A 23,665-nucleotide genomic window follows, 5' to 3' on the forward strand; every position below is an offset into this window, starting at 1 on the left:
TGAGAGGGCGGACCGGGGGGCTGCCTGCCCCCCGGACCCCCCGGGGATATTTCGATCAAGAGGAAGGGCTGAGGGCGGCACCTTCCAGAGGGATCACAGATCCATCAGCAACCGGCGCGGGTCTTCGAGTGCTTCTTTGACACGCACGAGGAAGGTCACGGCGCCTTTGCCGTCGACGATGCGGTGATCGTAGCTGAGTGCGAGATACATCATCGGGCGGATCACGATTTCACCGTTCACGACCATCGGGCGGTCCTGAATCTTGTGCATGCCGAGGATACCCGATTGCGGCGGGTTGAGGATCGGCGAGGACATCAGCGAGCCGTAAACGCCACCGTTCGAGATGGTGAACGAGCCGCCCTGCATGTCGGCCATCGAGAGTTTGCCGTCACGCGCACGGGTGCCCATTTCGGCGATGGTTTTCTCGATCGAGGCAAAGCCCATCTTATCGGCATCGCGCACCACCGGCACCACGAGACCCGACGGCGTGCCGACCGCCACGCCCATATGGACGTAGTTCTTGTAGACCACTTCGTTGCCGTCGATCTCGGCATTGACCTCGGGGACTTCTTTCAGCGCATGGCAGCAGGCTTTGACGAAGAAGGACATGAAGCCCAGTTTCACGCCGTGCTTTTTCAGGAACAGGTCCTTGTACTCGTTACGCAGGTCCATGACGCCCGACATGTCCACCTCGTTATAGGTGGTTAGCATCGCGGCGGTGTTCTGGCTGTCTTTCAGGCGCTTGGCGATGGTGGCGCGCAGGCGGGTCATTTTCACCCGTTCTTCGCGTGCGCCGTCATCGGCGTTGATCGGGCCGCGCGGGGTGGCGGCGGGGGCAGGGGCGACCGAAACAGAGGCCGCTTTGGGGGCCGATGCGGCCTTGGTCACGTCTTCCTTCATGATCCGGCCATCTTTGCCCGAGCCCTGAACCGAGGACGGGTCGATGTTCTTTTCAGCCATCAGTTTTTTGGCCGAAGGGGCGTCTTCGACATCCTTGCCACCCGTGGCGGGGGCGTCGGATTTCGCGGCGGGAGCGGCAGGTGCTGCACCGGCGCTTGCGCCCTCGGCGATCACGGCCAGTTTGGCGGAGGCATCCACGGTCGCGCCTTCTTCGGCGACGATTTCCTGCAACACACCAGCCGCAGGGGCGGGCACTTCGACGGAGACCTTATCGGTTTCCAGCTCGCAGAGCATCTCATCGGCCGCGACCACATCGCCAACCTTTTTGAACCACGTCGAAACTGTGGCCTCAGTGACAGATTCACCAAGGCTGGGCACCATTACGTCGACCATTTTTCCCTCATTCGATTGGGCTGCAGCGGGCTTCTCCGCCGGTTTATCTTGTTGTTTCGGAGCGGCGGTGCCAGCCCCGGCGGCTTCGATTGTTGCCAGCAAGGCGTCGACACCAACGGTTTCACCCTCGGCGGCGACGATCTCGCCCAAAGTGCCAGCGGCGGGCGCGGGCACCTCGACGGTCACCTTATCGGTTTCCAATTCGCACAGCATCTCATCGGCGGCGACCGGATCGCCCGGCTTCTTGAACCAGGTGGCGACGGTGGCCTCTGTGACGCTTTCTCCAAGCGTCGGGACGCGGACTTCAGTGGACATCAATCAACCCTCCAATGCATCGTTGACGAGCGCTTCCTGCTCGGCTTTGTGGCGGCTCGCCAGACCCGTTGCGGGCGAGGCCGAGGCACCGCGACCGGCATAGCGCGCACGGGCATGTTTGGCGTCGATCTTGGCGAGAACCCATTCGATATAGGGCTCGACAAAGCTCCACGCGCCTTGGTTTTTCGGCTCTTCCTGACACCAGACGATCTGGGCATTCTTGAACCGGGTGAGTTCCTTGGTCATCGCCTGCGCGGGGAACGGGTAGAACTGTTCGAGACGCAGCAGGTAGACATCATCAAGGCCGCGTTCATCACGCTGAGCGAGCAGGTCATAATAGACCTTGCCCGAGGAGATCACGACGCGCTTGATCTTGTCGTCGGATTTCAGCTTGAGATCCGAATTGCCCATTTCCGCATCATCCCACAATACGCGGTGGAACGTGGAGCCGGTGGTGAATTCATCGGCTTTGGAGACGCATTTCGGGTGACGCAGCAGCGATTTCGGCGTCATCAGGATCAGCGGCTTGCGGAAGTCGCGATGGATTTGGCGGCGCAGAATGTGGAAGTAGTTCGCCGGGGTCGAGCAGTTCGCCACGATCCAGTTATCTTCCGCCGAGTTCTGCAGGTAACGCTCAAGACGGGCCGAGCTGTGCTCGGGGCCTTGACCCTCAAAGCCGTGCGGCAGCAGGCAGACGAGCCCCGACATGCGCAGCCATTTGCGCTCGCCCGAGTTGATGAACTGGTCGAACATGATCTGCGCGCCATTGGCGAAGTCACCGAATTGCGCCTCCCACAGGGTCAGCGTGCTGGGTTCAGCCAGCGAGTAGCCATATTCGAAACCTAGCACCGCGTATTCCGAAAGCATCGAGTCGATGACCTCGAACCGGGCTTGGCCCTCGCGGATGTGGTTCAGCGGGTAATAGCGGTCCTCGTCGGTCTGGCTGACAAAGGCCGAATGGCGCTGCGAGAAGGTGCCGCGCGTGGCGTCCTGCCCTGACAGGCGCACCGGCACCCCTTCAGTGACGAGCGAGCCGAACGCCAAGGCCTCGGCAGTGGCCCAGTCAAAGCCGGTGCCCGTTTCAAACATCTGCTTTTTGTTTTCCAGCAGGCGCGCAACGGTCTTGTGCAGCGCAAACCCGTCGGGCGGCGTGACCAATGCTTTGCCGACGTCAGCGAATGTATCGGGAGAAATCGCGGTTGAGCCGGGTTCATACTCGCTTTTTTCCTGCTCAAAGCCGGACCAGCGACCGTCGAGCCAGTCGGCCTTGTTCGGTTTGAACACCTTCCCGGCCTCGAATTCTTCGTTGAGATGGGCTTGGAACGCGGCTTTCATATCCTCGATCTCGCCTTCGGGCATCAGCCCGTCTGCGATCAGACGTTCGGTATAAAGCTGCAAGGTGGTCTTGTGGGTCTTGATCGCCTTGTACATCACCGGGTTGGTGAACATCGGCTCGTCGCCTTCGTTGTGACCAAAGCGGCGGTAGCAGAAGATGTCGATCACCACGTCTTTGTGGAATTTCTGGCGGAACTCGATGGCGACGCGTGCGGCGTGCACCACGGCCTCGGGGTCATCGCCGTTGACGTGGAAGATCGGGGCCTCGACCATCAGGGCCAGATCGGTCGGATAGGGCGAGGTGCGCGAGAAGTGCGGCGCGGTGGTAAAGCCGATCTGGTTGTTCACGACAAGGTGGATCGTGCCGCCTGTGCGGTGACCGCGAATGCCCGAAAGCTGGAAACATTCCGCAACCACACCCTGACCGGCAAAGGCCGCATCGCCATGCAGCAAGATCGACATCACCTTGGTGCGGTCGGCCTGATCGTTCAGCTGGTCCTGCTTGGCGCGCACTTTGCCCAAGGCGACCGGGTTCACGGCCTCAAGGTGGCTGGGGTTGGCGGTCAGCGACAGGTGAACCTTGTTGCCGTCAAACTCACGATCCGCCGAAGCGCCGAGGTGATATTTCACATCGCCCGAGCCATCCACGTCTTCGGGCTTGAACGAGCCGCCTTGGAATTCGTGGAAGATCGCGCGGAACGGTTTGCTCAGCACATTGGCCAGCACCGACAGACGGCCCCGGTGGGGCATGCCGATCACGACCTCTTGCAGGCCCAACTGACCGCCGCGTTTGATGATCTGCTCCATCGCGGGGATCAGCGCCTCGCCGCCATCAAGGCCGAAACGCTTGGTGCCCATGTATTTGACGTGCAGGAATTTCTCGAACCCCTCAGCCTCAACCAGCTTGTTGAGGATCGCGCGGCGTCCGGTCTTGGTAAAGGTGATTTCCTTGCCGTAACCCTCGATCCGCTCTTTGAGCCAGGACGATTGCACGGGGTCGGAAATATGCATGTATTGCAGCGCGAAGGTGCCGCAATAGGTGCGTTTCACAAGATCCATGATCTGACGCATCGAGGCGACTTCCAGCCCCAGAACGTTGTCGATGAAGATCGGGCGATCCATATCGGCATCGGTAAAGCCGTAGCTTTTCGGGTCCAGTTCGGGATGGGGCAATTCTTCGCGCATCCCCAGCGGGTCAAGATCAGCGGCAAGGTGCCCCCGGATCCGGAACGCGCGGATGATCATCAGCGCGCGGATCGAATCCAGCACGGCGCGTTTGATCGCGCCCTCATCAATGGCAACGCCCGCATCAGCGGCTTTTTTCTTGATCTTCTCGGCAACGGCCTTGCCCTCGGTCGCGGGCCATTCGCCCGTGAGTGCCGCCGTCAGATCGTCTGACGAGACCGGCGGCCAATCGCTGCGCTCCCAGCTTGCACCGGCGGCCGATTTCTTGACGTCTTGCTCGGGATCACCCAGCGAGGCAAAAAACGCAGCCCAAGCCGTGTCCACAGAAGACGGGTCTTCGGCGAAGCGCGCATAAAGCTGCTCGACATATTCCGCGTTGGCGCCTTGCAGAAATTGTGAGGCGTTGAACTGATCATTAGGGGATTGTTCGGTCATTTTTGTAACCTCGGAGGGTAAGATGGATCAGCGGCAGTCAGCGATAGTCGAAGTGCCGACATGCCGTGTTGAAACGAGTATCTTGCCGACAGAGCGGCATTTATCTGCGCTGATGCGCTCGCGCTCGCCCAGCGTCAAAGGTCGGTTTGTGATCATCGCGCTTTGTCCCGTTGCGGGGTTTGTCGCGGCCACGCGCAGCCGTGTGGGGGCATTGATCAGGTTGGTATCGGTTGCGGCAGTTGAGGGGCGCACGACATCTTTGCCCGACTGGATCGCATAGTGGCTGACATAGTCTTCAGGCGAGACGGCCGAAGGCGCAGCATAAGCGTCAAAGGCGCGGTCGCGATGACCCGGTGCGGTGCATCCTGCTGCTAAAGAGGCGCCGGAAATGACGGTGACGGGCAGGAAAAACGGTTTCGTCATGCGATGGCTCCTGTGGTGGTGGAAGCGACCCTTGGCTTTGAAAGCAACTTCATGTCAGACACTCTATAACCAAAACCTTAACCCCGGGCGTATTGTCCTTAGGCTGTGTGATATAGGTGCTTTTCACGAGGCTTCCACGCGCGGTGCACATCCGAACCGGTGCCTCAGCGACCCGTTGCGGGTTTGCGGCGGCCCCATCGAACCAGACGTAACTTAGTGGTGTGCCAATTTGAACGCTTGCGACCGCGTCGCCATTGATCCCGGTCAGCGCCTGAAACATCGCATGTGAGCGGTCATCAACCGGGACAGCCGGACCAAGCGGGAGATTGGAGGAGCTTGCGCGCGCCGGTGCCAGATCGCCGCCCGGCCCGACTGAGGGGTCGCGCTGCGTTACACATCCCGCAAGCAGCGCGCAAAACACCAGCCCCGCAAAGGGGTGGCGCGCGCGCATGGCTGTGTGCAGCAGCATCGGGTCGCCCTCCGTTTCGCCGCGCCGCGCCCCGAAAGGCGCGGCGCGATTGGCCTTAGCCTTTGATCGCCTTCATGACCGCTTCGCCCAGCGTCGCGGGGCTGTCAGCAACCACGATACCGGCCGATTTCATCGCTTCGATCTTGGATTCGGCATCGCCTTTGCCGCCTGCGACGATCGCACCGGCATGGCCCATGCGACGGCCGGGAGGAGCCGTACGGCCCGCGATGAAGCCCGCGGTGGGTTTCCAGCGGCCTTTTTTGCGCTGCTCGGCGAGGAATTCGGCGGCTTCTTCTTCGGCCGAACCGCCGATTTCACCGATCATGATCATCGAGGTGGTTTCCGGATCATCGAGGAACATGTTGAGCACGTCGATATGCTCGGTCCCTTTGATCGGGTCGCCGCCGATGCCCACTGCGGTGGACTGGCCCAGACCCATATCGGTGGTCTGTTTCACAGCTTCATAGGTCAGCGTGCCCGAGCGCGAGACAACACCGACCGAGCCACGCTTGTGGATGTGGCCGGGCATGATGCCGATCTTGCAGGCGTCGGGCGTGATGACACCGGGGCAGTTCGGGCCGATCAGGCGCGATTTGGAATCGATCAGCGCGCGCTTGACCTTCATCATGTCGAGCACCGGGATACCCTCGGTGATGCACACGATCAGCTCCATCTCGGCGTCGATCGCCTCAAGGATGGAATCCGCTGCGAAGGGCGGCGGCACGTAGATCACGGTCGCGTTGGCTTCGGTCTTGGCTTTCGCTTCGTGGACCGAGTTGAAGACCGGCAGGCCGAGATGGTCTTGACCACCTTTGCCCGGCGTCACGCCGCCAACCATTTTCGTGCCATAGGCAATCGCCTGTTCCGAGTGGAACGTGCCCTGCGAGCCGGTGAAGCCCTGGCAGATGACTTTGGTGTTTTCGTTAACGAGGACTGCCATGGGATTAACCTTTCACCGCTTTGACGATTTTCTCGGCACCGTCCGACAGGTTGTCGGCCGCGATCACGTTCAAACCGGAGTTCTTGATGATGTCTTTGCCGAGTTCCACGTTGGTGCCTTCAAGGCGCACAACGAGCGGCACTTGCAGACCGACCTCTTTCACCGCGGCAATTACGCCCTCGGCGATGATGTCGCAGCGCATGATGCCGCCGAAGATGTTGACGAGAATGCCTTTGACGTTCTTGTCCGAGGTGATGATTTTGAACGCTTCGGTCACTTTTTCCTTGGTCGCGCCACCGCCGACATCCAAGAAGTTGGCCGGTTCCGCGCCGTAAAGTTTGATGATGTCCATCGTGGCCATCGCCAGACCTGCGCCGTTCACCATGCAGCCGATCTCACCGTCAAGCGCGATGTAGTTCAGGTCGTATTTCGACGCTTCAAGCTCTTTGGAATCTTCTTCGCTTTCGTCGCGCAGATTGGCGATATCGGGCTGGCGATACATCGCGTTGCCGTCAAAGCCGACTTTCGCGTCGAGAACTTTGAGATTGCCGTCGGTCATCACGATCAGCGGGTTGATCTCAAGCTGCTCCATGTCTTTCTCGATGAAGGCTTTGTAGAGATTGCCCAACAGCGCGACCATCTGCTTGACCTGCACACCTTGCAGACCCAGCGAGAACGCGACGCGACGGCCGTGGAACGCTTGATAACCCGTGGCGGGATCAATCGAGAAGCTCAGGATTTTTTCCGGGGTGGAGGCTGCGACTTCTTCGATGTCCATGCCGCCTTCGGTCGAGGACACGATCGAAACGCGCGAGGACACGCGATCCACGAGAAGTGCAAGATACAGCTCGCGCGTGATGTCCGAACCGTCTTCGATATAGATACGGTTGACCTGCTTGCCCGCCGGGCCAGTCTGGTGCGTCACCAGTGTTTTGCCAAGCATCTGCTTGGCCAGCGTTTCGGCCTCTTCGACCGATTTCGCAAGGCGCACGCCGCCTTTTTCGCCCGCTTCGGGCTCTTTGAAATGGCCTTTGCCACGTCCGCCGGCGTGGATTTGCGCCTTCACGACCCAAAGCGGGCCGTCAAGCTCTCCGGCGGCGGTTTTGGCGTCTTCGGCCCGAAGCACAACGCGGCCGTCAGAGACCGGTGCGCCATAGCTCTTGAGAAGCTGTTTGGCCTGATACTCGTGGATGTTCATCCTCAGATACCCCATGCTGGTTGCTGGTGCGATTGGCAGGGCTTCTAGGGCGTTTGCGCCGTTTAAAAAACCTAAATCGGTTGTCTTTGCTCAGAGTCGTGTGAAAATCTTGCTTTTGTGATCACGCGCCATCAGGGTGTGATCACAAAAGCAAATTTGTCGGCTGTGACCTGCTTGCACTGGCGCGACTCGTCAAAATCGAGTCACCTGCGCGCGTATCTATCGAACGGAGTATGACGGCCGTATGACGCAAGACCCGCAAATGCCCAGTTGGGGCGTGGTTTCCACCGTGGACGAACCTGCGCCACTTGTCGCGGCGTTCGTGGCCCATCACCTGGCAGCGGGCGCGCGCGAAGTGCATGTCTTTCTGGACCGCCCCAATGCCGAGGCCGAGACGCTTTTGGCCGATGTCGCGGGCGCGCATGTGCATCAGAGTGGCGAGGATGGTTGGCAACAGGGATGGCGCAAGAAACGCCCCGCGCGCCATCAGGGGCGCCAGAAATACAACGCGACCCGTATTCTCAATGAGACCAAGCTGGATTGGCTCGTGCATTGCGATGCCGATGAATATGTCCGCGTTGAGCGCCCCTTGGAGTGGGAGCTGGAAAAAACCGGCCCGCAAAAAGCCTGGATTCGCTTTGAGGTCGATGAGCGCTGCTATCTTGACGAGGGACCGGGGGCGACAATTTTCGAGGGCGCATTTCGGCGCAAATGGGATGGGTTCGAAAAAGAGGGCCTGCTGTTTTACGGCACGCGCAAGCGATTTTTAAACAGGGGTGTGGGCGGGCATATCGCGGGCAAGCCGATTGTGCGCTCGGGGCATGGCTATGCAATTGGCGTGCATTTCCCGCTGTCGCATTGGGATAGCAAGGTCAACGATCTGCCCTATCGCCCCAGCTATAACGCCCGCCTGCTGCATTTCGATGGGCTGACGCCGCTGCATTACATTCTCAAGATGCTGCGACGTGCCACCACGAAGGTGCAGGGGCAACCCGTGCCCTATGTCGCCCCGCGCACGGCGCAGTTTGCCGCCGCATCGGATTTCGCCGACGACCCCGAGGGGCTTCGCGATCTGTGGTGGCAGGTGCAGGGCCTGCGTGATTATGAGGCTGTGGAACTTGAAGAACATGGGTTGCTGACGCGCCCCGATGTGCCGATCGCCGCCGAGGTTGACGCGCTGTTTGGCAGCAAGGTCGATCTTAGCCCCGCCGCGTTTGACCGCGCGTTGATCGCGCATGAGGCAGATCTGATTGCGCGGTTGCATGACATGCTCGGCTTTGATCCGGCGCCCTTGATGAGCGCATGAAAAAGGGCGCACCATCCGGCGCGCCCTAATGTCGAAACAGTCAGGTATCGATCAGACCAGCGAACCGTCGATCGCTTTGCAAGCCTCGACCAAGCCTTTGACGGCGCCTACCGATTTGTCAAACATCGCCTGCTCGTCTTTGTTGAGCTTGATGTCGATGATCTTCTCGATGCCAGCGGCGCCGATCACGGTCGGCACGCCGACATACATGCCGTCAAGGCCGAGCGCGCCTTTGACATAGGCGGCGCAGGGCAGAACGCGCTTTTGATCTTTGAGATAGGCTTCTGCCATCTCGATTGCCGAAGTGGCGGGCGCGTAGAAGGCCGAGCCGGTTTTCAGCAGGCCAACGATCTCGGCGCCACCGTCACGGGTGCGCTGGATGATCGCGTCGAGCTTTTCTTGCGTGGTCCAGCCCATCTCGATCAGGTCGGGCAGCGGGACGCCACCGACGGTCGAGTAGCGTGCCAGCGGCACCATCGTATCGCCGTGACCGCCAAGAACGAATGCGGTGACATCGCGCATCGAGACGCCGAATTCGAGGCTCAGGAAGTGGCGGAACCGCGCCGAATCGAGCACGCCAGCCATGCCGACGACTTTCTCTTTCGGCAGGCCCGAGAATTGCTGCAGCGCCCAGACCATCGCGTCCAGCGGGTTGGTGATGCAGATCACAAATGCGTTGGGCGCATGTGCCCCAATGCCTTCGCCGACCGATTTCATCACCTTGAGGTTGATGCCCAGCAGGTCATCGCGGCTCATGCCCGGCTTGCGCGGCACGCCAGCAGTCACGATGCACACATCTGCGCCCGCGATATCAGCGTAATCGGTCGTGCCCTTGAGCGAGGCGTCGAAGCCCTCAGCAGGACCGGATTCCGCGATGTCGAGCGCTTTGCCCTGCGGTGTGCCTTCGGCGATGTCGAACAGAACGACGTCACCGAGTTCCTTGATGGCTGCGAGATGGGCGAGCGTGCCGCCGATCTGGCCTGCGCCGATAAGCGCGATTTTAGGTCTGGCCATTTGGTCCTCCGAGTGGATGGATTGGGAAAATATGACGCCGTTCACCTAGCGCTTTGCCAGCCCGAGGGCAAGGGTTCTGCGGCGCGGCATCGCCTCCGGGGCTGGGATGTATGCGATTGTATGCAAAAATAGCGGGGGCTTGCGGTTTGGCGGACGTATGCACATTACCTTTGCGAAGCGCACGGTTTCCAAACGGTTAACTGCGTGGCATGCACTGTGGGCGCGCACAGGGGCGGCGATTCTAGCAAGGTTTGGGCGCAATGTTGGAACTGACGACATCGGGTTGGGCGATTGCGCTGTTGGCGGCGGTGATGGTTGGCCTGTCCAAGGGCGGCATCCCGATGGCGGCCTCGATCTCGGTGCCGGTGCTGGCGGTGGTGATGAACCCGGTCGAGGCGGCGGGGCTGCTGCTACCAGTCTATATCATCGCGGATATGTTCGGGCTTTGGGCCTATCGCAAGGAATTCGACAAGCGCGTTTTGCTGATCATGATTCCCGCCACAACGATTGGCATCGGCATTGGTTGGGCTACTGCCGAAATTGTGCCCGAGCGCTGGGTGACGTTGATGGTGGGGGTGATTGGCGTGGCGTTCTCGCTGAACGCGTTGTTGCGCCACAAGATGGGCGCGCGGCAAGAGGCCAAGGTCGCACCGGGTCTGTTTTGGGGCACAATCGCGGGGTTCACCAGCTTTGTCAGCCATTCCGGCGCGCCGCCATTTCAAACTTATACGATCCCGCTGAACCTGCCAAAACAGGTTTTTGCCGGCACGGCGACGGTGCTGTTTTCCTATGTGAACCTCGCCAAGCTTGGGCCCTATATCGCGCTGGGCGAGGTGAACTGGCACAGTCTTGGCACGGCGCTGATCTTGGCGGTTCCGGCCTCGGCCTCGGTGTTTCTGGGGGTGTGGCTGGTGAAGCGGATGCCAACCGCAATTTTTTACAAGATCGTGATCTGGGCGCTTTTGCTGATTTCTCTCAAGCTGGTGCAGCAATCTCTCTTCCCTTAAAGCGGCGCGCCCGCCGTCGGGAGGCGATCACGCACCGCCTCAAACGCCTCGCCTGAGGCGATCAGACAGCTCATCCCCGAAGCTTGGGTCACAAGAATCGTCCAACTGCCCGACTCTGCGGCGAACACCTCAACCACCGAATTGTTCGCCGCCAGCGCAACGGCGCGCCGGGTTTCCAGATAGCGCGATTGCAGCTGTGCGATAAGATCATCGCGTGGGGCGCAGGTGGCCTCTTGGGCAAAGCTGCGCCCGCTGAGTAGAATCAGCGCGACAAAGCCAAAGGACAAGGCGATCATCTTGTGCAGCATGGCGAACCCTCTCGGAACACAATGGCACCAGCCTGCTGCGAAGGTCCGAAAATACGGTTAACCGAGCGCGCCACGATGACGCGACGCAGCGCATTTCTGCGATGCGGCAAATCTACCCTTGCCGATTCTGTCCGAAATGTGCGATCTGGCGAAAGAAAATTACGACATGGAGAATCAAATGGCTCACCCGACGCGTTCCGTCCTTTACATTCCCGGCTCCAAGGAGCGTGCGCTGGAAAAGGCGACCGGGCTGGCCTGCGATGCGATTATCTTTGACCTCGAAGACGCGGTGGCGATTGATGAGAAAGCCAATGCGCGTACGCTTTTGGCGAAAACCCTGAGCGAGGCCGATTACGGCGCGCGGCTGAAAATCGTGCGCGTGAACGGGCTGGATACCGAATGGGGGCGCGAAGATGTGCTGGCTTTTGCCGATGCGATCCGCGCGGGCGCCAAGGTTGATGCGATCCTGATCCCCAAGGTCTCGACCCCTGCGGATCTGGATGCCGTGGCCGATCTCATCCAAGGCGTGCCGCTTTGGGCGATGATGGAAACGGCGCTGGGCATGCTCAATGCGGGCGCAATCGCCGCCTATCCGCGTCTTGAGGGTATGGTGATGGGCACCAACGATCTGGCCAAGGAACTGGGTAGCCGTTTCCGCGCTGACCGTTTGCCGATGCAAGCCGGGCTGGGCCTATGTCTTCTGGCCGCCAAGGCGCATGGTAAGATTATCGTCGATGGCGTTTATAATGCGTTCAAGGATGACGAGGGGCTCAAGTTTGAATGCGATCAGGGCCGCGACATGGGCTTTGATGGCAAAACGCTGATCCATCCCGCGCAGCTTGAGGTTTGCAACGCCGCCTTCGCACCGTCCGAGGCCGAGATTAACCTTGCCGAGCGCCAGATCACTGCCTTTGAGGCGGCCAAGGCCGCAGGGCAGGGCGTGGCGGTTGTGGATGGTAAGATCGTAGAAAATCTGCATATCGTGACCGCGCGGCAGGTCTTGGCGAAAGCGCAGGCGATTGCCGCGCTTGGCAGCTAAGGGACTTACGCAATGGCATTACTTATTCTCGGCGTCCTCATGTGGTCGCTTGCACATCTCGCGAAACGGCTGTTTCCGGGGTTCCGGCGCGCGATGAAAGGGGCCGAGCGCCCGATGGTGACCGCGCTGGTGCTGCTGAGCCTTGTGCTGATGTTCCTTGGCTGGCGGATGAGCGATCCGGTCTTTTACCTCTGGACGCCCAATGCCGCGCTGAAGGGCATCAACAACCTGCTGATGCTGTTCGCGGTGTATCTGTTCGCGGTTTCGGGCATGAAACTGTGGCTGAGCGGCAAGATCCGCCATCCGCAACTGACCGGCGTGAAGACCTGGGCGCTGGCCCACCTGCTCGTCAATCCGACGCTGCCGGGCATTATCCTGTTTGGCGGGCTGCTGGCTTGGGCGGTGATCGAGGTGATCTTGATCAACAAGCAGAGCAAACCGGCCATACCCCATCCGCAGGTCAATATCGGCAAGGAAATCGGTGGGATCGTGGGCACGCTGGTGCTTTATGGGCTGATCGCTGCGATCCATATCTGGTTTGGCTACAACCCGTTCGGGGCCTGACATGAAAATCTACCGTCTGCTCACCGAAGACGACACGTCTGCCTTTTGTCACAAGATCTCGCTGGCGCTGTCGAAGGGCTGGGAGATTTATGGCGATCCGCAATATGCCTTTGACGGCGCGCGCGGCGTGATGCGTTGCGCGCAGGCGGTGACCAAGGAAATCGACGGGGACTATCACCCCGACATGAAGCTGGGAGAGCAATGATGGGCAAAACCAATCCGGGTCGCTTCTTTGAGGACTACGCGGTCGGTGATGTGATCCGTCATGCCGTGCCGCGCACCGTGGCAGAGGGCGAGCGCGCACTTTATCATGCGCTCTATCCGGCGCGCCATGCGCTGTATTCCAGTGACGAGTTTGCTGCCAATTGCGGGCTGGAAGGGTCGCCGCTGGATGATCTGATCGCCTTTCACGTCGTGTTTGGCAAAACGGTGCCGGATGTTTCGCTCAATGCCGTGGCGAATTTGGGCTATGCGCAGGGGCGCTGGCTCAAACCGGTCTATCCCGGCGATACGCTGCGCTCGGAATCGCAGGTGATCGGCGTCAAACAGAACTCGAATGGAAAATCGGGCGTGGTCTATGTGCGCACGCGCGGATTCAATCAGGTGAATGAGATCGTTCTGGAATATGTGCGCTGGGTGATGGTGCGCAAACGCGACTTTGACGCGCCTGCGCCCGAAACGGTGATCCCCGATCTTGCGAGCGTTGTGGACCCGGCTGATCTGGTGATCCCCGAGGGGTTAAGTTTCGACGATTACGATTTCGAGCTGGCAGGCGAGCCGCATCGGCTGGGCGATTACGAGATCGGCGAAAAGATCGACCATGTGGATGGCGTCACGATCGAAGAAGCCGAGCATATGATCGCCACGCGACTGTGGCAGAACACCGCCAAGGTGCATTTCGATGCAACTTTCCGCGAGGATGGCAAGCGGCTGATCTATGGCGGGCATATCATCAGCATGGCGCGCGCGCTGTCCTTCAACGGGCTGGCCAATGCGCAGATGATTGTGGCGCTGAACGGCGGCGCCCATGCCAACCCGTGTTTCGCGGGCGACACCGTCAAGGCATGGTCCGAGGTGCTCGATAAGGTCGAGACAGTTGCGCCCGGCGTCGGTGCGATCCGGCTGCGCTTGGTGGCCACCAAGCAGGGCGCGATAGAGTTCACCTATAAGGGTGAAGACGGGAAATACGCCCCCGAAGTGCTGCTTGATCTCGACTATTGGGCCTTGATGCCGGTTTGATCCGCAGTTTGTGCTGACTGAGACCGCGCGCAGGACTTCGAGCGGTAACATGTGATCACGCTCTGAAAATTTGTGATCACAAAGCGGATTTTTCGCCCTTGTTTGACGAATTTCCGTCGGATTCCTGTCTCTGCCCTCGTGACTCCGGCGAAAATTACGCTACACCAAAGTCAATTCCGGCCAGCCTCGCCGCATTTGTGCCCTCGCACGCGGCTCATTGGCATAGCACGAAGGGACCGAACATGGCTGAAGCGAAACCGGTTGAACGCCCGCTTTCCCCCCACCTCCAAATCTATCGCCCGCAAATGACCTCGATGTCCTCGATCCTGACGCGGATCACGGGTAACGGGATTATCGTCGGGGTGCTGCTGCTTGTCTGGTGGCTGCTCGCCGCTGCGACGAGCCCGGGCTATTTTAACTTCGTGAACGCGATTGCGACCTCATGGTTCGGCGATCTGGTGTTTACGTTGTCGCTGCTGGGGGTGTGGTATCACTACCTTGCGGGCATCCGGCACCTCATCTGGGACAGTGCCAAGATGATGGATATCAAAACAGCCGAACTGCTTGGCTGGATCTGCATCATCGGTTCGGTCGTGCTGACCGCGCTGACCCTTATCATCATTCATCTGTAACGGAGGCTCGAGATGCGTTACCTCACTGATCGCAAACGCGCCGTTGGCAAAGGCGCTTCGGGCACCGGGACTGAGCATCACTGGTGGATGTCGGCCTCTGCCGTGGCGCTGGCCTTCATGATCCCGACCTGGCTGTATATCGTGGGCACGACCCTTGGGTTGCCCCAGCAAGCGGTGATCGCCACCTTCTCGCAGCCCTTCCCGGCAATTCTGACCGCGCTGGTCGTGATCGTCGGCATGCGCCACTTCGCTAAGGGCACCGAAATCTGGATCGAAGATTACGCGCGCGGCACCACGGGCAAGGCGCTCAAGATCGCAATGCATTCGCTGGCCTATGTCATCATGGCGACAGCACTCTATGCCCTCGGCAAGATGGTCTTCATCGGCCTTCTGCTGGGCGCGAACGGATAAGTCAGGACGAGACAATGGCAGCTTACGAATACGAAACGCATAATTACGATGTCGTTGTGGTGGGCGCTGGTGGCTCTGGCCTGCGTGCGACCCTCGGCATGGCCGAACAAGGCCTGCGCACAGCCTGCGTGACCAAAGTGTTCCCGACGCGCTCGCATACCGTGGCCGCGCAGGGGGGCATCGCCGCTTCTCTGGGCAATATGGGCCCCGATAGCTGGCAGTGGCATATGTATGACACGATCAAGGGCTCTGACTGGCTGGGCGATAACGACGCGATGGAATATCTCGCGCGGGAAGCCCCCAAAGCGGTTTACGAGTTGGAGCATTACGGCGTGCCGTTCTCGCGCACCGAAGAGGGCAAAATCTACCAGCGTCCCTTCGGCGGCCACACCACCGAATACGGCGAAGGCCCGCCCGTGCAGCGCACCTGTGCGGCGGCTGACCGCACCGGCCACGCGATCTTGCACACGCTTTATGGTCAATCGCTCAAGCATAATGCCGAATTTTACATCGAGTATTTTGCGATCGACCTGATCATGTCCGATGACGGGCAATGCCAGGGCGTCGTTTGCTGGAAGCTCGACGATGGCACGATGCATGTCTTCAACGCCAAGATGGTCGTTCTGGCCACGGGTGGCTACGGGCGTGCGTTCTTCTCGGCCACCTCGGCGCATACCTGCACCGGCGATGGCGGTGGCATGGTGGCGCGGGCGGGTCTTGCGCTGCAGGATATGGAGTTCGTGCAGTTCCACCCCACCGGCATCTACGGGTCGGGCTGCCTGATCACCGAAGGCGCGCGCGGCGAGGGGGGCTATCTGACCAACTCCGAAGGCGAGCGTTTCATGGAGCGTTACGCACCGACCTACAAAGACCTAGCCTCGCGCGATGTCGTGTCGCGTTGCATGACGATGGAAATCCGCGAAGGCCGCGGTGTGGGTGAGCACAAAGATCACATCTTCCTCAACCTCAGCCACCTGCCGCCCGAAGCGCTGCACGAGCGCCTGCCCGGTATCTCGGAAAGCGCCAAGATTTTTGCAGGCGTTGACGTCACCAAAGAACCGATCCCGGTGCTGCCGACGGTGCACTACAACATGGGCGGTATCCCGACGAACTATCATGGCGAGGTGATTAACCCCGCCGCTGATAACCCGGATGCGATCGTTCCCGGCCTGATGGCCGTGGGTGAGGCCGGCTCTGCCTCGGTGCATGGGGCGAACCGTCTGGGCTCGAACTCGCTGATCGACCTTGTGGTGTTTGGTCGTGCCGCCGCTATCCGCGCCGGTCAGATCATTGACCCCGAGACCGAGAACCGTGCGATCCCGAAAGCCAAGATCGACGCCGTGTTCGAGCGGTTCGACAAGATCCGCTACGCCGATGGTGGCACCCCCACCGCCGAGTTGCGCCTTGAGATGCAACGGACGATGCAATCGGATGCCGCCGTCTTCCGCACCGACAAGACGCTGGCCGAAGGCGTCGAGAAGATGACGGCCGTGGCGGCCAAGCTTGACGATATCAAGGTCACCGACCGCTCGCTGGTCTGGAACTCGGACCTGATGGAAACGCTCGAGCTGGAGAACCTGATGCCCAACGCTCTGGCGACCATCGTCGGGGCCGAGGCGCGCAAGGAATCCCGCGGGGCACATGCCCATGAGGACTATCCCGATCGCGACGATACGACTTGGCGCAAGCACTCGATCATGCATGTGGATGGCAACAAGGTCGATCTGACCTTCCGCCCCGTCCATATGGACCCGCTGACGCCCGAAGATCAGGGCGGCATCAATCTCAAAAAGATCGCGCCCAAGAAGCGGGTCTATTGATGCGCTCGCTTGCGTTCCTCGGGGCCCTGACCGGGCTTTGCGCCTGCCAGATGAGCGCGCCGCTTCAGCAATCTGCTGAAGAGGTTGCACGCGGGCAGGCCAAGACGGTGGTCAACACGGTTGTCGAAAGCAAAATGCCGGGGCTGAATGCCGCCCCGGTGACCGATTGCATCATCGACAATGCCTCGATGAACGAGGTCTTTACGATCGCCAAGGCTGCGGTGACGGGAATTGACGACAGCACGGTGTCCACCGTGATGGATGTCGCCAAACGCCCCGATACCGTGACTTGCATCGCCAAGAACAAGCTCGGGCTGAACTAGGGGATGCGCATGGGGTGGACAGGTCAGCAGAACGGATCGGCGGCGCCTTTGGGGCGCGCGATGGCTGTGCTGGCCTTGCCGCTGGCTGTTTCGGCCTGCGCCCCTGTCACCGTCGAGACCGCAGAACGCCAGTGCTATACGCAATATGCTTCTTCGGCGCCGATCAGCGGCGAGGGGCGCATGGGGGCCACCACTGACGGTGCCTACACGAAGATGAAACTTCAGCTCAATCTTGGCGCGACGGTTCAGGGCGATGCCTCGGCCGCCTATGACGCCTGTGTCTATCGCAAATCCGGCCGTATGCCCACGCGGCCGCTCTATTCGTATTGACGGAAAAAGGGGGACCGAAATGGTTCAGTTCACGCTTCCGAAGAATTCTAAAATCCGCGTCGGCAAGACTTGGCCGAAGCCGGATGGCAAGACTATCCGCAAATTCCAGATTTATCGCTGGGACCCCGATACCGGGGAAAACCCGCGTCTGGATACCTATTTCCTAGACATGGACAAATGCGGTCCGATGGTTCTGGACGCGCTGATCAAGATCAAGAACGAGATCGATCCGACGCTGACCTTCCGTCGGTCTTGCCGCGAGGGGATTTGCGGGTCCTGTGCGATGAATATCGGCGGCATCAACACGCTGGCCTGTATTTACGGGCTGGATGAGGTGAAGGGCGACGTCAAAATCTACCCGCTGCCGCATATGCCAGTGGTCAAGGATTTGATCCCCGATCTGACGATGTTCTATGCGCAGCATGCCTCGATCATGCCGTGGCTGGAAACCAAGACCAACCGTCCCGAAAAGGAATGGCGTCAGTCGATCGAAGATCGCAAGAAGCTTGATGGTCTGTATGAATGCGTGATGTGCGCGTCCTGCTCGACCTCGTGCCCGAGCTACTGGTGGAATGGCGACAAGTATCTTGGCCCGGCAGCGCTGCTGCATGCCTATCGTTGGATCATCGACTCGCGCGATGAAGCCACCGCCGAGCGCCTTGATCAGCTTGAAGACCCCTTCAAACTGTATCGGTGCCACACCATCATGAACTGCACCAAGACCTGCCCGAAGGGCCTGAACCCGGCGAAATCGATTGCCGAGATCAAAAAGATGATGGTTAGCCGCACGGTTTGATCGCGACCCCATATCGGGGGGTGGCATCTGCCGGTCCCAAAGACTGGCTAAGGGGCGGCGAAAGCTGCCCTTTTTGCTGCGTTGCAGCAAGTGCATAGCGCGTTTGCAGCATTGGGCACTGTGCAGAGCCGAAAACCCGCCTAAATTACTGCGCAGGGAGGAACTCGAAATCAAAAGAGAGAGTTCCCATGGCGAGCATCGTAAACTTCCCTAAGGGCAAGCAAGTGGCGACGGAAGTCGAAGAAAACTTGGCTTATTATACGCCCGAAACCCGCAATCAGCCCACCAAAGCCGCACCCGTAGCGCGCGTTGCAACAGGCCTCGAGGCACTGGACCTGATGTATGAGTATTACAGCGCCGCGTGAGCGGCCCGCAGATCGCCCGCGTTTTCTATCGTGGCGAACCTGACCCCGGCATCGCGTCCGGGGTCTCTTTTTGTGCGCGGCTATCCGCGCTCAATTCGGTTTCCAAGAACCGCTCGAACGCGTCAAAATCCAACGGCTCGAACTGGCCAAACCCTTGAATCCAAGTGATCGCCTCTTGCATGGACAGCGGTTCGAGCTTGCACCATTTCACGCGCCCGCGCTTTTCCTGCGATATCAGCCCGGCCTCTGCCAGAATGCCCAGATGTTTTGAGATCGCCGCCAGCGACATCGCGAAGGGCTCGGCAACATCGGTCACCGCCATGTCGTCTTCGAGCAGCATCGTCAAAATGGCCCGCCGCGTCGGGTCGGACAGGGCGGCGAAAATCGCGTCGAGTGAGGGGCGGGGCGGCGACATCATGCACGTGTGATGGCGCGCCTTGGTGAAAACGTCAACCGATCGGTTGAATATGCTGATGCTCGCATTTCCGTGAAGATGGGTCGGGATAAATTTTCGCCGGTTTCTAAAAATGATTGAAATACAATACGTTGAATGTTCGCAAGCGAAGACTTAACGCGATTGACTCAGGCGCGGGTGGCGTCTATCAAACTTGCAAGTTTAGCGGGGTCATTCCATGTCCGATCTCCCCCCAGGCGAGCCCGATCCTAAGCGCCTTGCCGCGCTTGAGAAAAAGCTTGCCGCGGTGCGGAAGTCACAGGAGCCGCCCCCGCAAAGAGTCGATCATCACCTCAGTCAGGCCAATATGGCGTGGCGTATGGTGATCGAAATGGTTTCGGGGCTGGGTATCGGCTTCGGCATCGGATTGGGGCTGGATGCGCTGTTTGGCACGATGCCCATATTCATGGTGCTGTTTACGATGCTGGGCTTCGCGGCGGGCGTGAAGGTAATGTTGCGCTCGGCTAAAGAGATGAACGAAGACCGTGCTGCCGAGCAGGCTGAGACGCTATCGGTTGCTGATGAAGAGGATGACAGACGTGACTGATGTGCCGCAGGATGTCCGTAATGAGTTGGTGTTTCACCCGATGGATCAGTTCATCGTCAAGCCGCTCTTTGGCGATGGTCCCGTGCATTGGTACACGCCCACCAACGTGACGCTTTGGCTTGCGATCTGCGTTGCGGCGATCTTCTTCATGATGGTGATCGGCACGCGTGGTCGCGCCGTGATCCCGAGCCGTGCGCAGTCGATTGCAGAGCTGGCCTACGGTTTCATCCACAAGATGGTCGAAGATGTCGCTGGTAAGGATGGGCTGAAGTTCTTCCCCTATATCTTCACTCTGTTCATGTTCATCGTGTTCTCGAACTTCCTTGGCCTGCTGCCGCGCGCCTTCACCACCACTTCGCATATCGCCGTGACCGGCGTGCTGGCGCTGCTGGTTTTCGTGACGGTCACCGTGGTTGGCTTTGTCAAGAACGGGGCGGGTTTCCTGGGGCTGTTCTGGGTGTCCTCGGCACCGTTGGCGCTGCGTCCGATCCTCGCGCTGATCGAGGTGATTTCCTACTTCGTGCGCCCCGTAAGCCATTCCATTCGTCTTGCGGGCAACATGATGGCGGGACACGCCGTGATGAAAGTGTTCGCTGCCTTCGCGCCGCTGATCCTGTTCTCGGGTGTCGGCATCGCGGTGACCCCGCTGTCGATCATCGCGATTGCCGCGATGTACGGGCTCGAAGTGCTCGTGGCCTTTATCCAGGCCTATGTCTTTACGATCCTGACCTGCGTCTATCTCAAAGACGCGCTTCACCCGGCACACTGACCGGATTTGGGATCACAACGCTTCACTATCAATTAGCCAATTGCAACCTCAAGGAGTGACAATCATGCAAGGCGATATCGTTCAAATGGGTGCTTACATCGGCGCGGGTCTGGCATGCATGGGCATGGGCGGCTCGGCCATCGGTGTGGGCAACGTGGCAGGCAACTTCCTGTCGGGCGCTCTGCGCAACCCCTCGGCCGCCGCTGGCCAAACCGCGACGCTGTTCATCGGCATCGCATTCGCAGAAGCACTGGGGATCTTCTCGTTCCTCGTCGCTCTGCTGCTGATGTTCGCCGTCTGATCCGGCACTCTTTTCCTTGAGGCGGGTGGGCTCATCCGGGGCCCATCCCGTGACCTTTCAGGGAAACCGTGTAGCAGGGTCGAGGAACGACATGGCAAGCGAAACGCACGACATGGCGAGCGCAGCCGCAAGCGGGCTGCCGGGCGCCGAGCCTATGCATACTGCCGATGCCGGTGGTATGCCGCAGCTTGATTTCGGGAGCTTCCCGAACCAGATTTTCTGGCTTCTGGTTGCCCTTGCGGTGATCTATTGGTTGCTGTCGCGCATTGCGCTGCCCCGCATCGCGGGCGTGCTGGGCGATCGTCAAGGTGCGATCGCAGGCGACATCGCCGCTGCCGAAGATTTCAAGCGCAAAGCCGAAGAAGCTGAAGCCGCCTATGAAAAGGCACTGGCCGAAGCGCGCGCAAATGCGCAAAAGATTGCTGGCGAAACCAAAGCCGAAATCCAGAAGGATCTGGATGCGGCGATCGTCAAGGCCGATGCCGAGATTGCTGCGCGGGCTGCAGAGTCGTCCAAGCGCATCATGGACATTCGGGATGGCGCACTGGCTGCAATTGATGCGGTCGCCAAGGATACGGCGGGCGAGATCGTTGCGGCACTGGGCGGCAAGGCTGACACGAGCGCTGTCAATGGCGCGGTCGATGCGCGGATGAAAGGGTAAGATGATGAAAAAACTTTCGCTTCTCTTCCTGATCGCCGCGCAGCCCGCTTTTGCGGCAACCGGCCCGTTCTTTTCGATCTGGAACACCAACTTCATCGTGATGCTCGCCTTCCTGCTCTTCGTGGGACTGGTGATCTACGCGAAGGTTCCGGGAACGCTGGGCAAGATGCTGGACAAGCGGTCCGGCAATATCCGCTCGGACCTCGAAGAGGCTCGCCGTCTGCGCGAAGAGGCGCAATCGGTGCTGGCCAGCTACGAGCGCAAGGCGCGCGAAGTGCAGACGCAAGCCGACAAGATCGTGGCGGCTGCCAAGCGTGACGCTGAAGTCGCCGCTGAAAAGGCCAAAGAAGATCTGCAAGTGTCGATTGCCCGTCGTCTGAAGGCGGCTGACGAACATATCGCCTCTGCAGAAGCCCAAGCGCTGCGTGACGTCAAACACCGGGCCGTGGCCGTGGCTGTTGCGGCTGCGGGGGATGTGCTGTCCAAGCAGTTCACCGCCAAGGATCGTGCCGCGCTGATCGACTCCTCGCTGGGCGAGGTCGAAAGCCTCTTCAACTAAGCTGGCGATTTGGCGCTAAACAATAAACCCCGGTCCAAGTGGCCGGGGTTTCTCTATGCCTATTCACGCGCGGTGAGCGCTAGCGCTCGTCGTTATGTGACAGGCGTAATAGGGCAGTGGCCTCATTGCGCTCGGCGCGGCGTATTACTGACATCTCGTGATCGACGAAATCCATATGCCCCGCCACCGCCGCGCGCGCCGCAACGGGGTCGCGCTCTTGCAAGGCTGCGTTCATTGCGCGGTGCTGATCAAGCAAGCGCACCCGAGTCGTGCGATTGCGAAACATGATCGCGCGATTGTAGAAAACGCCTTCGGCCAGAAGATCGAACATTGCACGCATCATGTGGATCATGACCACGTTGTGGCTGGCCTCGATGATGGCCATGTGAAACTGCGCATCAATCTGCGCTTCCTCGGCGGGATTGCGTTTGGCATGCGCGGCTTCCATCTGCGCAAACAACGTATCGACGACCTTCAAATCGGTATCCGAGCCATAGGTTGCGGCGCGTTCGGCGGCCAGTCCCTCAAGGTCGCGCCGGAACGAAATGTAGTCAAACAGCGCTTGTTCATTGCTCGAAAACAGCCGGATCAACGCGGGCGAAAAGGCCGAGCCCAGAACATCTGCGACAAAGATTCCAGAGCCCGCCTTTGTGCATAAAAGGCCGGATTTCTGCAACTCCGCCACCGCCTCACGCAAGCTTGGGCGCGACACACCAAAGCGCTCGGACAGTTCGCGTTCAGAGGGCAAGCGCTCTCCGGGGCGTAAAATCCCCTGCAAAATGAGATCCTCGATCTGGCGCACGACCGCGCTAGCGAGCTTCTCCGATTCGATTTTTTTGAACGGCATGTCTCCTCCCGATTGGTCAAGATATATGACCGCGCCCGGACTCAGACAATGTAAAAAAGGCCGGGTTTCCCCGGCCTCTTCGAACGCAAGTGGTCCGATCAGTTGTTCGCGCGGATGATGAATTCGACCCGACGGTTGGCCTGACGGCCCTCAGCGGTGAGGTTCGAGGCGATCGGTTCGCTTTCCCCGCGCCCGGTCGTGATCACGCGATTATACGGTACGCCGCCCGATTCAAGAATCGACGCAACCGAGCGCGCGCGCTCACGCGACAAGCGCATGTTATAAGCCGCATCGCCGGTGTTGTCAGTATGGCCAACGACCTCGACGGTGGTGTCGGGATAGCGGTTCAGACTGCCCGCGAGGGTGTACAGATCGCGCTGCAAATCGGGACGCACCGAAGCGCTGTCTGTCGCAAAGAGGACATCTTGCGGCATCGTCACGATCAACTGGTTGCCCGAGCGTACGACGCTGACCCCATTGGTGGTCAGATCGCGACGCAGTTCTTGCGCCTGGCGGTCAAGTTGATTGCCGATCGCACCGCCGATCAAGCCGCCGACAACCGCGCCCGCAGCCGCTTTGGCCAGCTTGTCATCGCCCCGCCGCGTCGCGCCGAATGCACCGCCCAACAGCGCACCAGTGACCGCTCCGGCGTTGCGGTTGGCGTTCGGGTCTTGGTTGGGATTGCTTGTCTCGTTGTAGCCACTGGGCACACAGGCTGCCAACGCGATCGCCGCGATGGAGCTCAAAAGAATGGTTTTGGTCTTGAGGTAAATGGTCATG

The 23,665-nt window shown here is 59.9% G+C and carries 29 protein-coding genes; 18 read left to right on the forward strand and 11 right to left on the reverse strand.

All coding sequences use genetic code 11. The features are described from left to right. Positions 1-93: 93 nt before the first annotated feature. The 6 genes from odhB to sucC are packed head-to-tail and all read right to left on the reverse strand — an operon-like array spanning position 94 to position 7,593. On the reverse strand, positions 94-1,608 hold the full coding sequence (odhB, locus tag AB4874_RS10210; protein WP_368391911.1) for a 2-oxoglutarate dehydrogenase complex dihydrolipoyllysine-residue succinyltransferase: 1,515 nt from the start codon (positions 1,606-1,608) through the stop codon (positions 94-96). Positions 1,609-1,611: 3 nt separating this feature from the next. Then, on the reverse strand, positions 1,612-4,563 hold the full coding sequence (locus AB4874_RS10215; RefSeq protein ID WP_295535147.1) for a 2-oxoglutarate dehydrogenase E1 component: 2,952 nt from the start codon (positions 4,561-4,563) through the stop codon (positions 1,612-1,614). A gap of 27 nt (positions 4,564-4,590) precedes the next feature. Further along, complete coding sequence (locus tag AB4874_RS10220; protein ID WP_368391912.1) at positions 4,591-4,986, reverse strand: hypothetical protein; 396 nt, start codon at positions 4,984-4,986, stop codon at positions 4,591-4,593. A 49-nt stretch (positions 4,987-5,035) separates the two neighbouring features. Then, positions 5,036-5,455, reverse strand: coding sequence for a hypothetical protein (locus tag AB4874_RS10225; RefSeq protein WP_368391913.1), 420 nt, complete (start codon positions 5,453-5,455; stop codon positions 5,036-5,038). Between the two features lie 55 nt (positions 5,456-5,510). Then, positions 5,511-6,395, reverse strand: a complete 885-nt coding sequence (gene sucD, locus AB4874_RS10230) for a succinate--CoA ligase subunit alpha (RefSeq protein ID WP_295535139.1) — start codon at positions 6,393-6,395, stop codon at positions 5,511-5,513. A gap of 4 nt (positions 6,396-6,399) precedes the next feature. Further along, complete coding sequence (gene sucC / locus AB4874_RS10235) at positions 6,400-7,593, reverse strand: ADP-forming succinate--CoA ligase subunit beta (protein WP_295535135.1); 1,194 nt, start codon at positions 7,591-7,593, stop codon at positions 6,400-6,402. A 244-nt stretch (positions 7,594-7,837) separates the two neighbouring features. Here sucC and AB4874_RS10240 point away from each other — a divergent pair, with 244 nt between their 5' ends. Then, positions 7,838-8,899, forward strand: a complete 1,062-nt coding sequence (locus tag AB4874_RS10240) for a glycosyltransferase family protein (RefSeq protein ID WP_368391914.1) — start codon at positions 7,838-7,840, stop codon at positions 8,897-8,899. 51 nt (positions 8,900-8,950) lie between these two features. On the opposite strand, the gene mdh is transcribed toward AB4874_RS10240, so the two are convergent. Continuing rightward, entirely contained in the window at positions 8,951-9,913 is a 963-nt protein-coding gene (gene mdh, locus AB4874_RS10245) for a malate dehydrogenase (RefSeq protein ID WP_295535130.1), read from the reverse strand. Between the two features lie 263 nt (positions 9,914-10,176). On the opposite strand from mdh, the gene AB4874_RS10250 reads away from it, so the two are divergent. Further along, positions 10,177-10,920: a sulfite exporter TauE/SafE family protein gene (locus AB4874_RS10250; RefSeq protein ID WP_368391915.1), complete on the forward strand. Its 744-nt coding sequence runs from the start codon at positions 10,177-10,179 to the stop codon at positions 10,918-10,920. Here AB4874_RS10250 and AB4874_RS10255 read toward each other — a convergent pair. After that, on the reverse strand, positions 10,917-11,228 hold the full coding sequence (locus tag AB4874_RS10255; RefSeq protein WP_295535124.1) for a hypothetical protein: 312 nt from the start codon (positions 11,226-11,228) through the stop codon (positions 10,917-10,919). The genes AB4874_RS10250 and AB4874_RS10255 overlap by 4 nt on opposite strands. Positions 11,229-11,406: 178 nt before the next feature. Here AB4874_RS10255 and AB4874_RS10260 point away from each other — a divergent pair, with 178 nt between their 5' ends. From AB4874_RS10260 to AB4874_RS10310, 11 genes are all read left to right on the forward strand, one after another. Beyond that, a complete protein-coding gene (locus AB4874_RS10260) occupies positions 11,407-12,267 on the forward strand; it encodes an HpcH/HpaI aldolase/citrate lyase family protein (protein WP_438273465.1) in 861 nt (286 codons plus the stop codon). A gap of 12 nt (positions 12,268-12,279) precedes the next feature. Beyond that, positions 12,280-12,831 (forward strand): NnrU family protein, encoded by a 552-nt coding sequence (locus tag AB4874_RS10265; protein WP_368391917.1) that lies wholly within the window; start codon positions 12,280-12,282, stop codon positions 12,829-12,831. 1 nt (position 12,832) lies between these two features. Then, positions 12,833-13,036 carry a DUF1737 domain-containing protein gene (locus AB4874_RS10270; protein WP_038132598.1) on the forward strand — a complete coding sequence of 68 codons (204 nt, stop codon included), beginning with the start codon at positions 12,833-12,835 and terminating at the stop codon, positions 13,034-13,036. After that, positions 13,036-14,070, forward strand: a complete 1,035-nt coding sequence (locus AB4874_RS10275; protein WP_368391918.1) for a MaoC family dehydratase — start codon at positions 13,036-13,038, stop codon at positions 14,068-14,070. Before AB4874_RS10270 ends, AB4874_RS10275 begins: the two co-directional genes overlap by 1 nt. 242 nt (positions 14,071-14,312) lie before the next feature. Beyond that, on the forward strand, positions 14,313-14,702 hold the full coding sequence (sdhC, locus tag AB4874_RS10280; RefSeq protein ID WP_295535112.1) for a succinate dehydrogenase, cytochrome b556 subunit: 390 nt from the start codon (positions 14,313-14,315) through the stop codon (positions 14,700-14,702). Positions 14,703-14,714: 12 nt separating this feature from the next. Then, positions 14,715-15,113 carry a succinate dehydrogenase, hydrophobic membrane anchor protein gene (locus tag AB4874_RS10285; RefSeq protein ID WP_295535109.1) on the forward strand — a complete coding sequence of 133 codons (399 nt, stop codon included), beginning with the start codon at positions 14,715-14,717 and terminating at the stop codon, positions 15,111-15,113. A gap of 14 nt (positions 15,114-15,127) precedes the next feature. Further along, positions 15,128-16,933 (forward strand): succinate dehydrogenase flavoprotein subunit, encoded by a 1,806-nt coding sequence (gene sdhA, locus AB4874_RS10290; protein ID WP_368391919.1) that lies wholly within the window; start codon positions 15,128-15,130, stop codon positions 16,931-16,933. After that, positions 16,933-17,256 carry a succinate dehydrogenase gene (locus AB4874_RS10295; protein WP_368391920.1) on the forward strand — a complete coding sequence of 108 codons (324 nt, stop codon included), beginning with the start codon at positions 16,933-16,935 and terminating at the stop codon, positions 17,254-17,256. Before sdhA ends, AB4874_RS10295 begins: the two co-directional genes overlap by 1 nt. A 9-nt stretch (positions 17,257-17,265) precedes the next feature. Then, positions 17,266-17,586, forward strand: a complete 321-nt coding sequence (locus tag AB4874_RS10300) for a hypothetical protein (RefSeq protein ID WP_295535100.1) — start codon at positions 17,266-17,268, stop codon at positions 17,584-17,586. A 19-nt stretch (positions 17,587-17,605) separates the two neighbouring features. Then, positions 17,606-18,382: a succinate dehydrogenase iron-sulfur subunit gene (locus tag AB4874_RS10305; RefSeq protein ID WP_295535097.1), complete on the forward strand. Its 777-nt coding sequence runs from the start codon at positions 17,606-17,608 to the stop codon at positions 18,380-18,382. Between the two features lie 188 nt (positions 18,383-18,570). After that, a complete protein-coding gene (locus AB4874_RS10310) occupies positions 18,571-18,747 on the forward strand; it encodes a hypothetical protein (protein WP_295535095.1) in 177 nt (58 codons plus the stop codon). 25 nt (positions 18,748-18,772) lie between these two features. On the opposite strand, the gene AB4874_RS10315 is transcribed toward AB4874_RS10310, so the two are convergent. After that, the gene (locus AB4874_RS10315; protein ID WP_438273468.1) at positions 18,773-19,162 is read right to left on the reverse strand and encodes an ArsR/SmtB family transcription factor; all 390 of its coding nucleotides are present in this window, start codon (positions 19,160-19,162) and stop codon (positions 18,773-18,775) included. 217 nt (positions 19,163-19,379) lie between these two features. On the opposite strand from AB4874_RS10315, the gene AB4874_RS10320 reads away from it, so the two are divergent. The 5 genes from AB4874_RS10320 to AB4874_RS10340 all read left to right on the forward strand — a co-directional run bounded on the left by AB4874_RS10320 (position 19,380) and on the right by AB4874_RS10340 (position 22,038). After that, entirely contained in the window at positions 19,380-19,748 is a 369-nt protein-coding gene (locus AB4874_RS10320; RefSeq protein ID WP_295535090.1) for an AtpZ/AtpI family protein, read from the forward strand. After that, positions 19,732-20,517: a F0F1 ATP synthase subunit A gene (locus tag AB4874_RS10325; protein WP_295535087.1), complete on the forward strand. Its 786-nt coding sequence runs from the start codon at positions 19,732-19,734 to the stop codon at positions 20,515-20,517. The genes AB4874_RS10320 and AB4874_RS10325 overlap by 17 nt, the downstream gene beginning before the upstream one ends. A gap of 64 nt (positions 20,518-20,581) precedes the next feature. Then, positions 20,582-20,818, forward strand: a complete 237-nt coding sequence (locus AB4874_RS10330) for a F0F1 ATP synthase subunit C (protein WP_295535084.1) — start codon at positions 20,582-20,584, stop codon at positions 20,816-20,818. A 91-nt stretch (positions 20,819-20,909) separates the two neighbouring features. Further along, positions 20,910-21,479, forward strand: a complete 570-nt coding sequence (locus tag AB4874_RS10335) for a F0F1 ATP synthase subunit B' (protein ID WP_295535082.1) — start codon at positions 20,910-20,912, stop codon at positions 21,477-21,479. A 4-nt stretch (positions 21,480-21,483) separates the two neighbouring features. Continuing rightward, positions 21,484-22,038, forward strand: a complete 555-nt coding sequence (locus AB4874_RS10340) for a F0F1 ATP synthase subunit B (protein WP_295535080.1) — start codon at positions 21,484-21,486, stop codon at positions 22,036-22,038. A gap of 79 nt (positions 22,039-22,117) precedes the next feature. Here the strand turns inward: AB4874_RS10340 and AB4874_RS10345 are convergent, their stop codons facing one another. Next, complete coding sequence (locus AB4874_RS10345; protein ID WP_368391922.1) at positions 22,118-22,885, reverse strand: FadR/GntR family transcriptional regulator; 768 nt, start codon at positions 22,883-22,885, stop codon at positions 22,118-22,120. 98 nt (positions 22,886-22,983) lie between these two features. After that, positions 22,984-23,664: a YiaD family glycine zipper/OmpA-like lipoprotein gene (locus AB4874_RS10350; RefSeq protein WP_295535075.1), complete on the reverse strand. Its 681-nt coding sequence runs from the start codon at positions 23,662-23,664 to the stop codon at positions 22,984-22,986. Between the last annotated feature and the right edge of the window lies 1 nt (position 23,665).

Source organism: Thioclava arctica (assembly GCF_040892615.1).
Taxonomy (GTDB): Bacteria; Pseudomonadota; Alphaproteobacteria; order Rhodobacterales; family Rhodobacteraceae; genus Thioclava; species Thioclava arctica.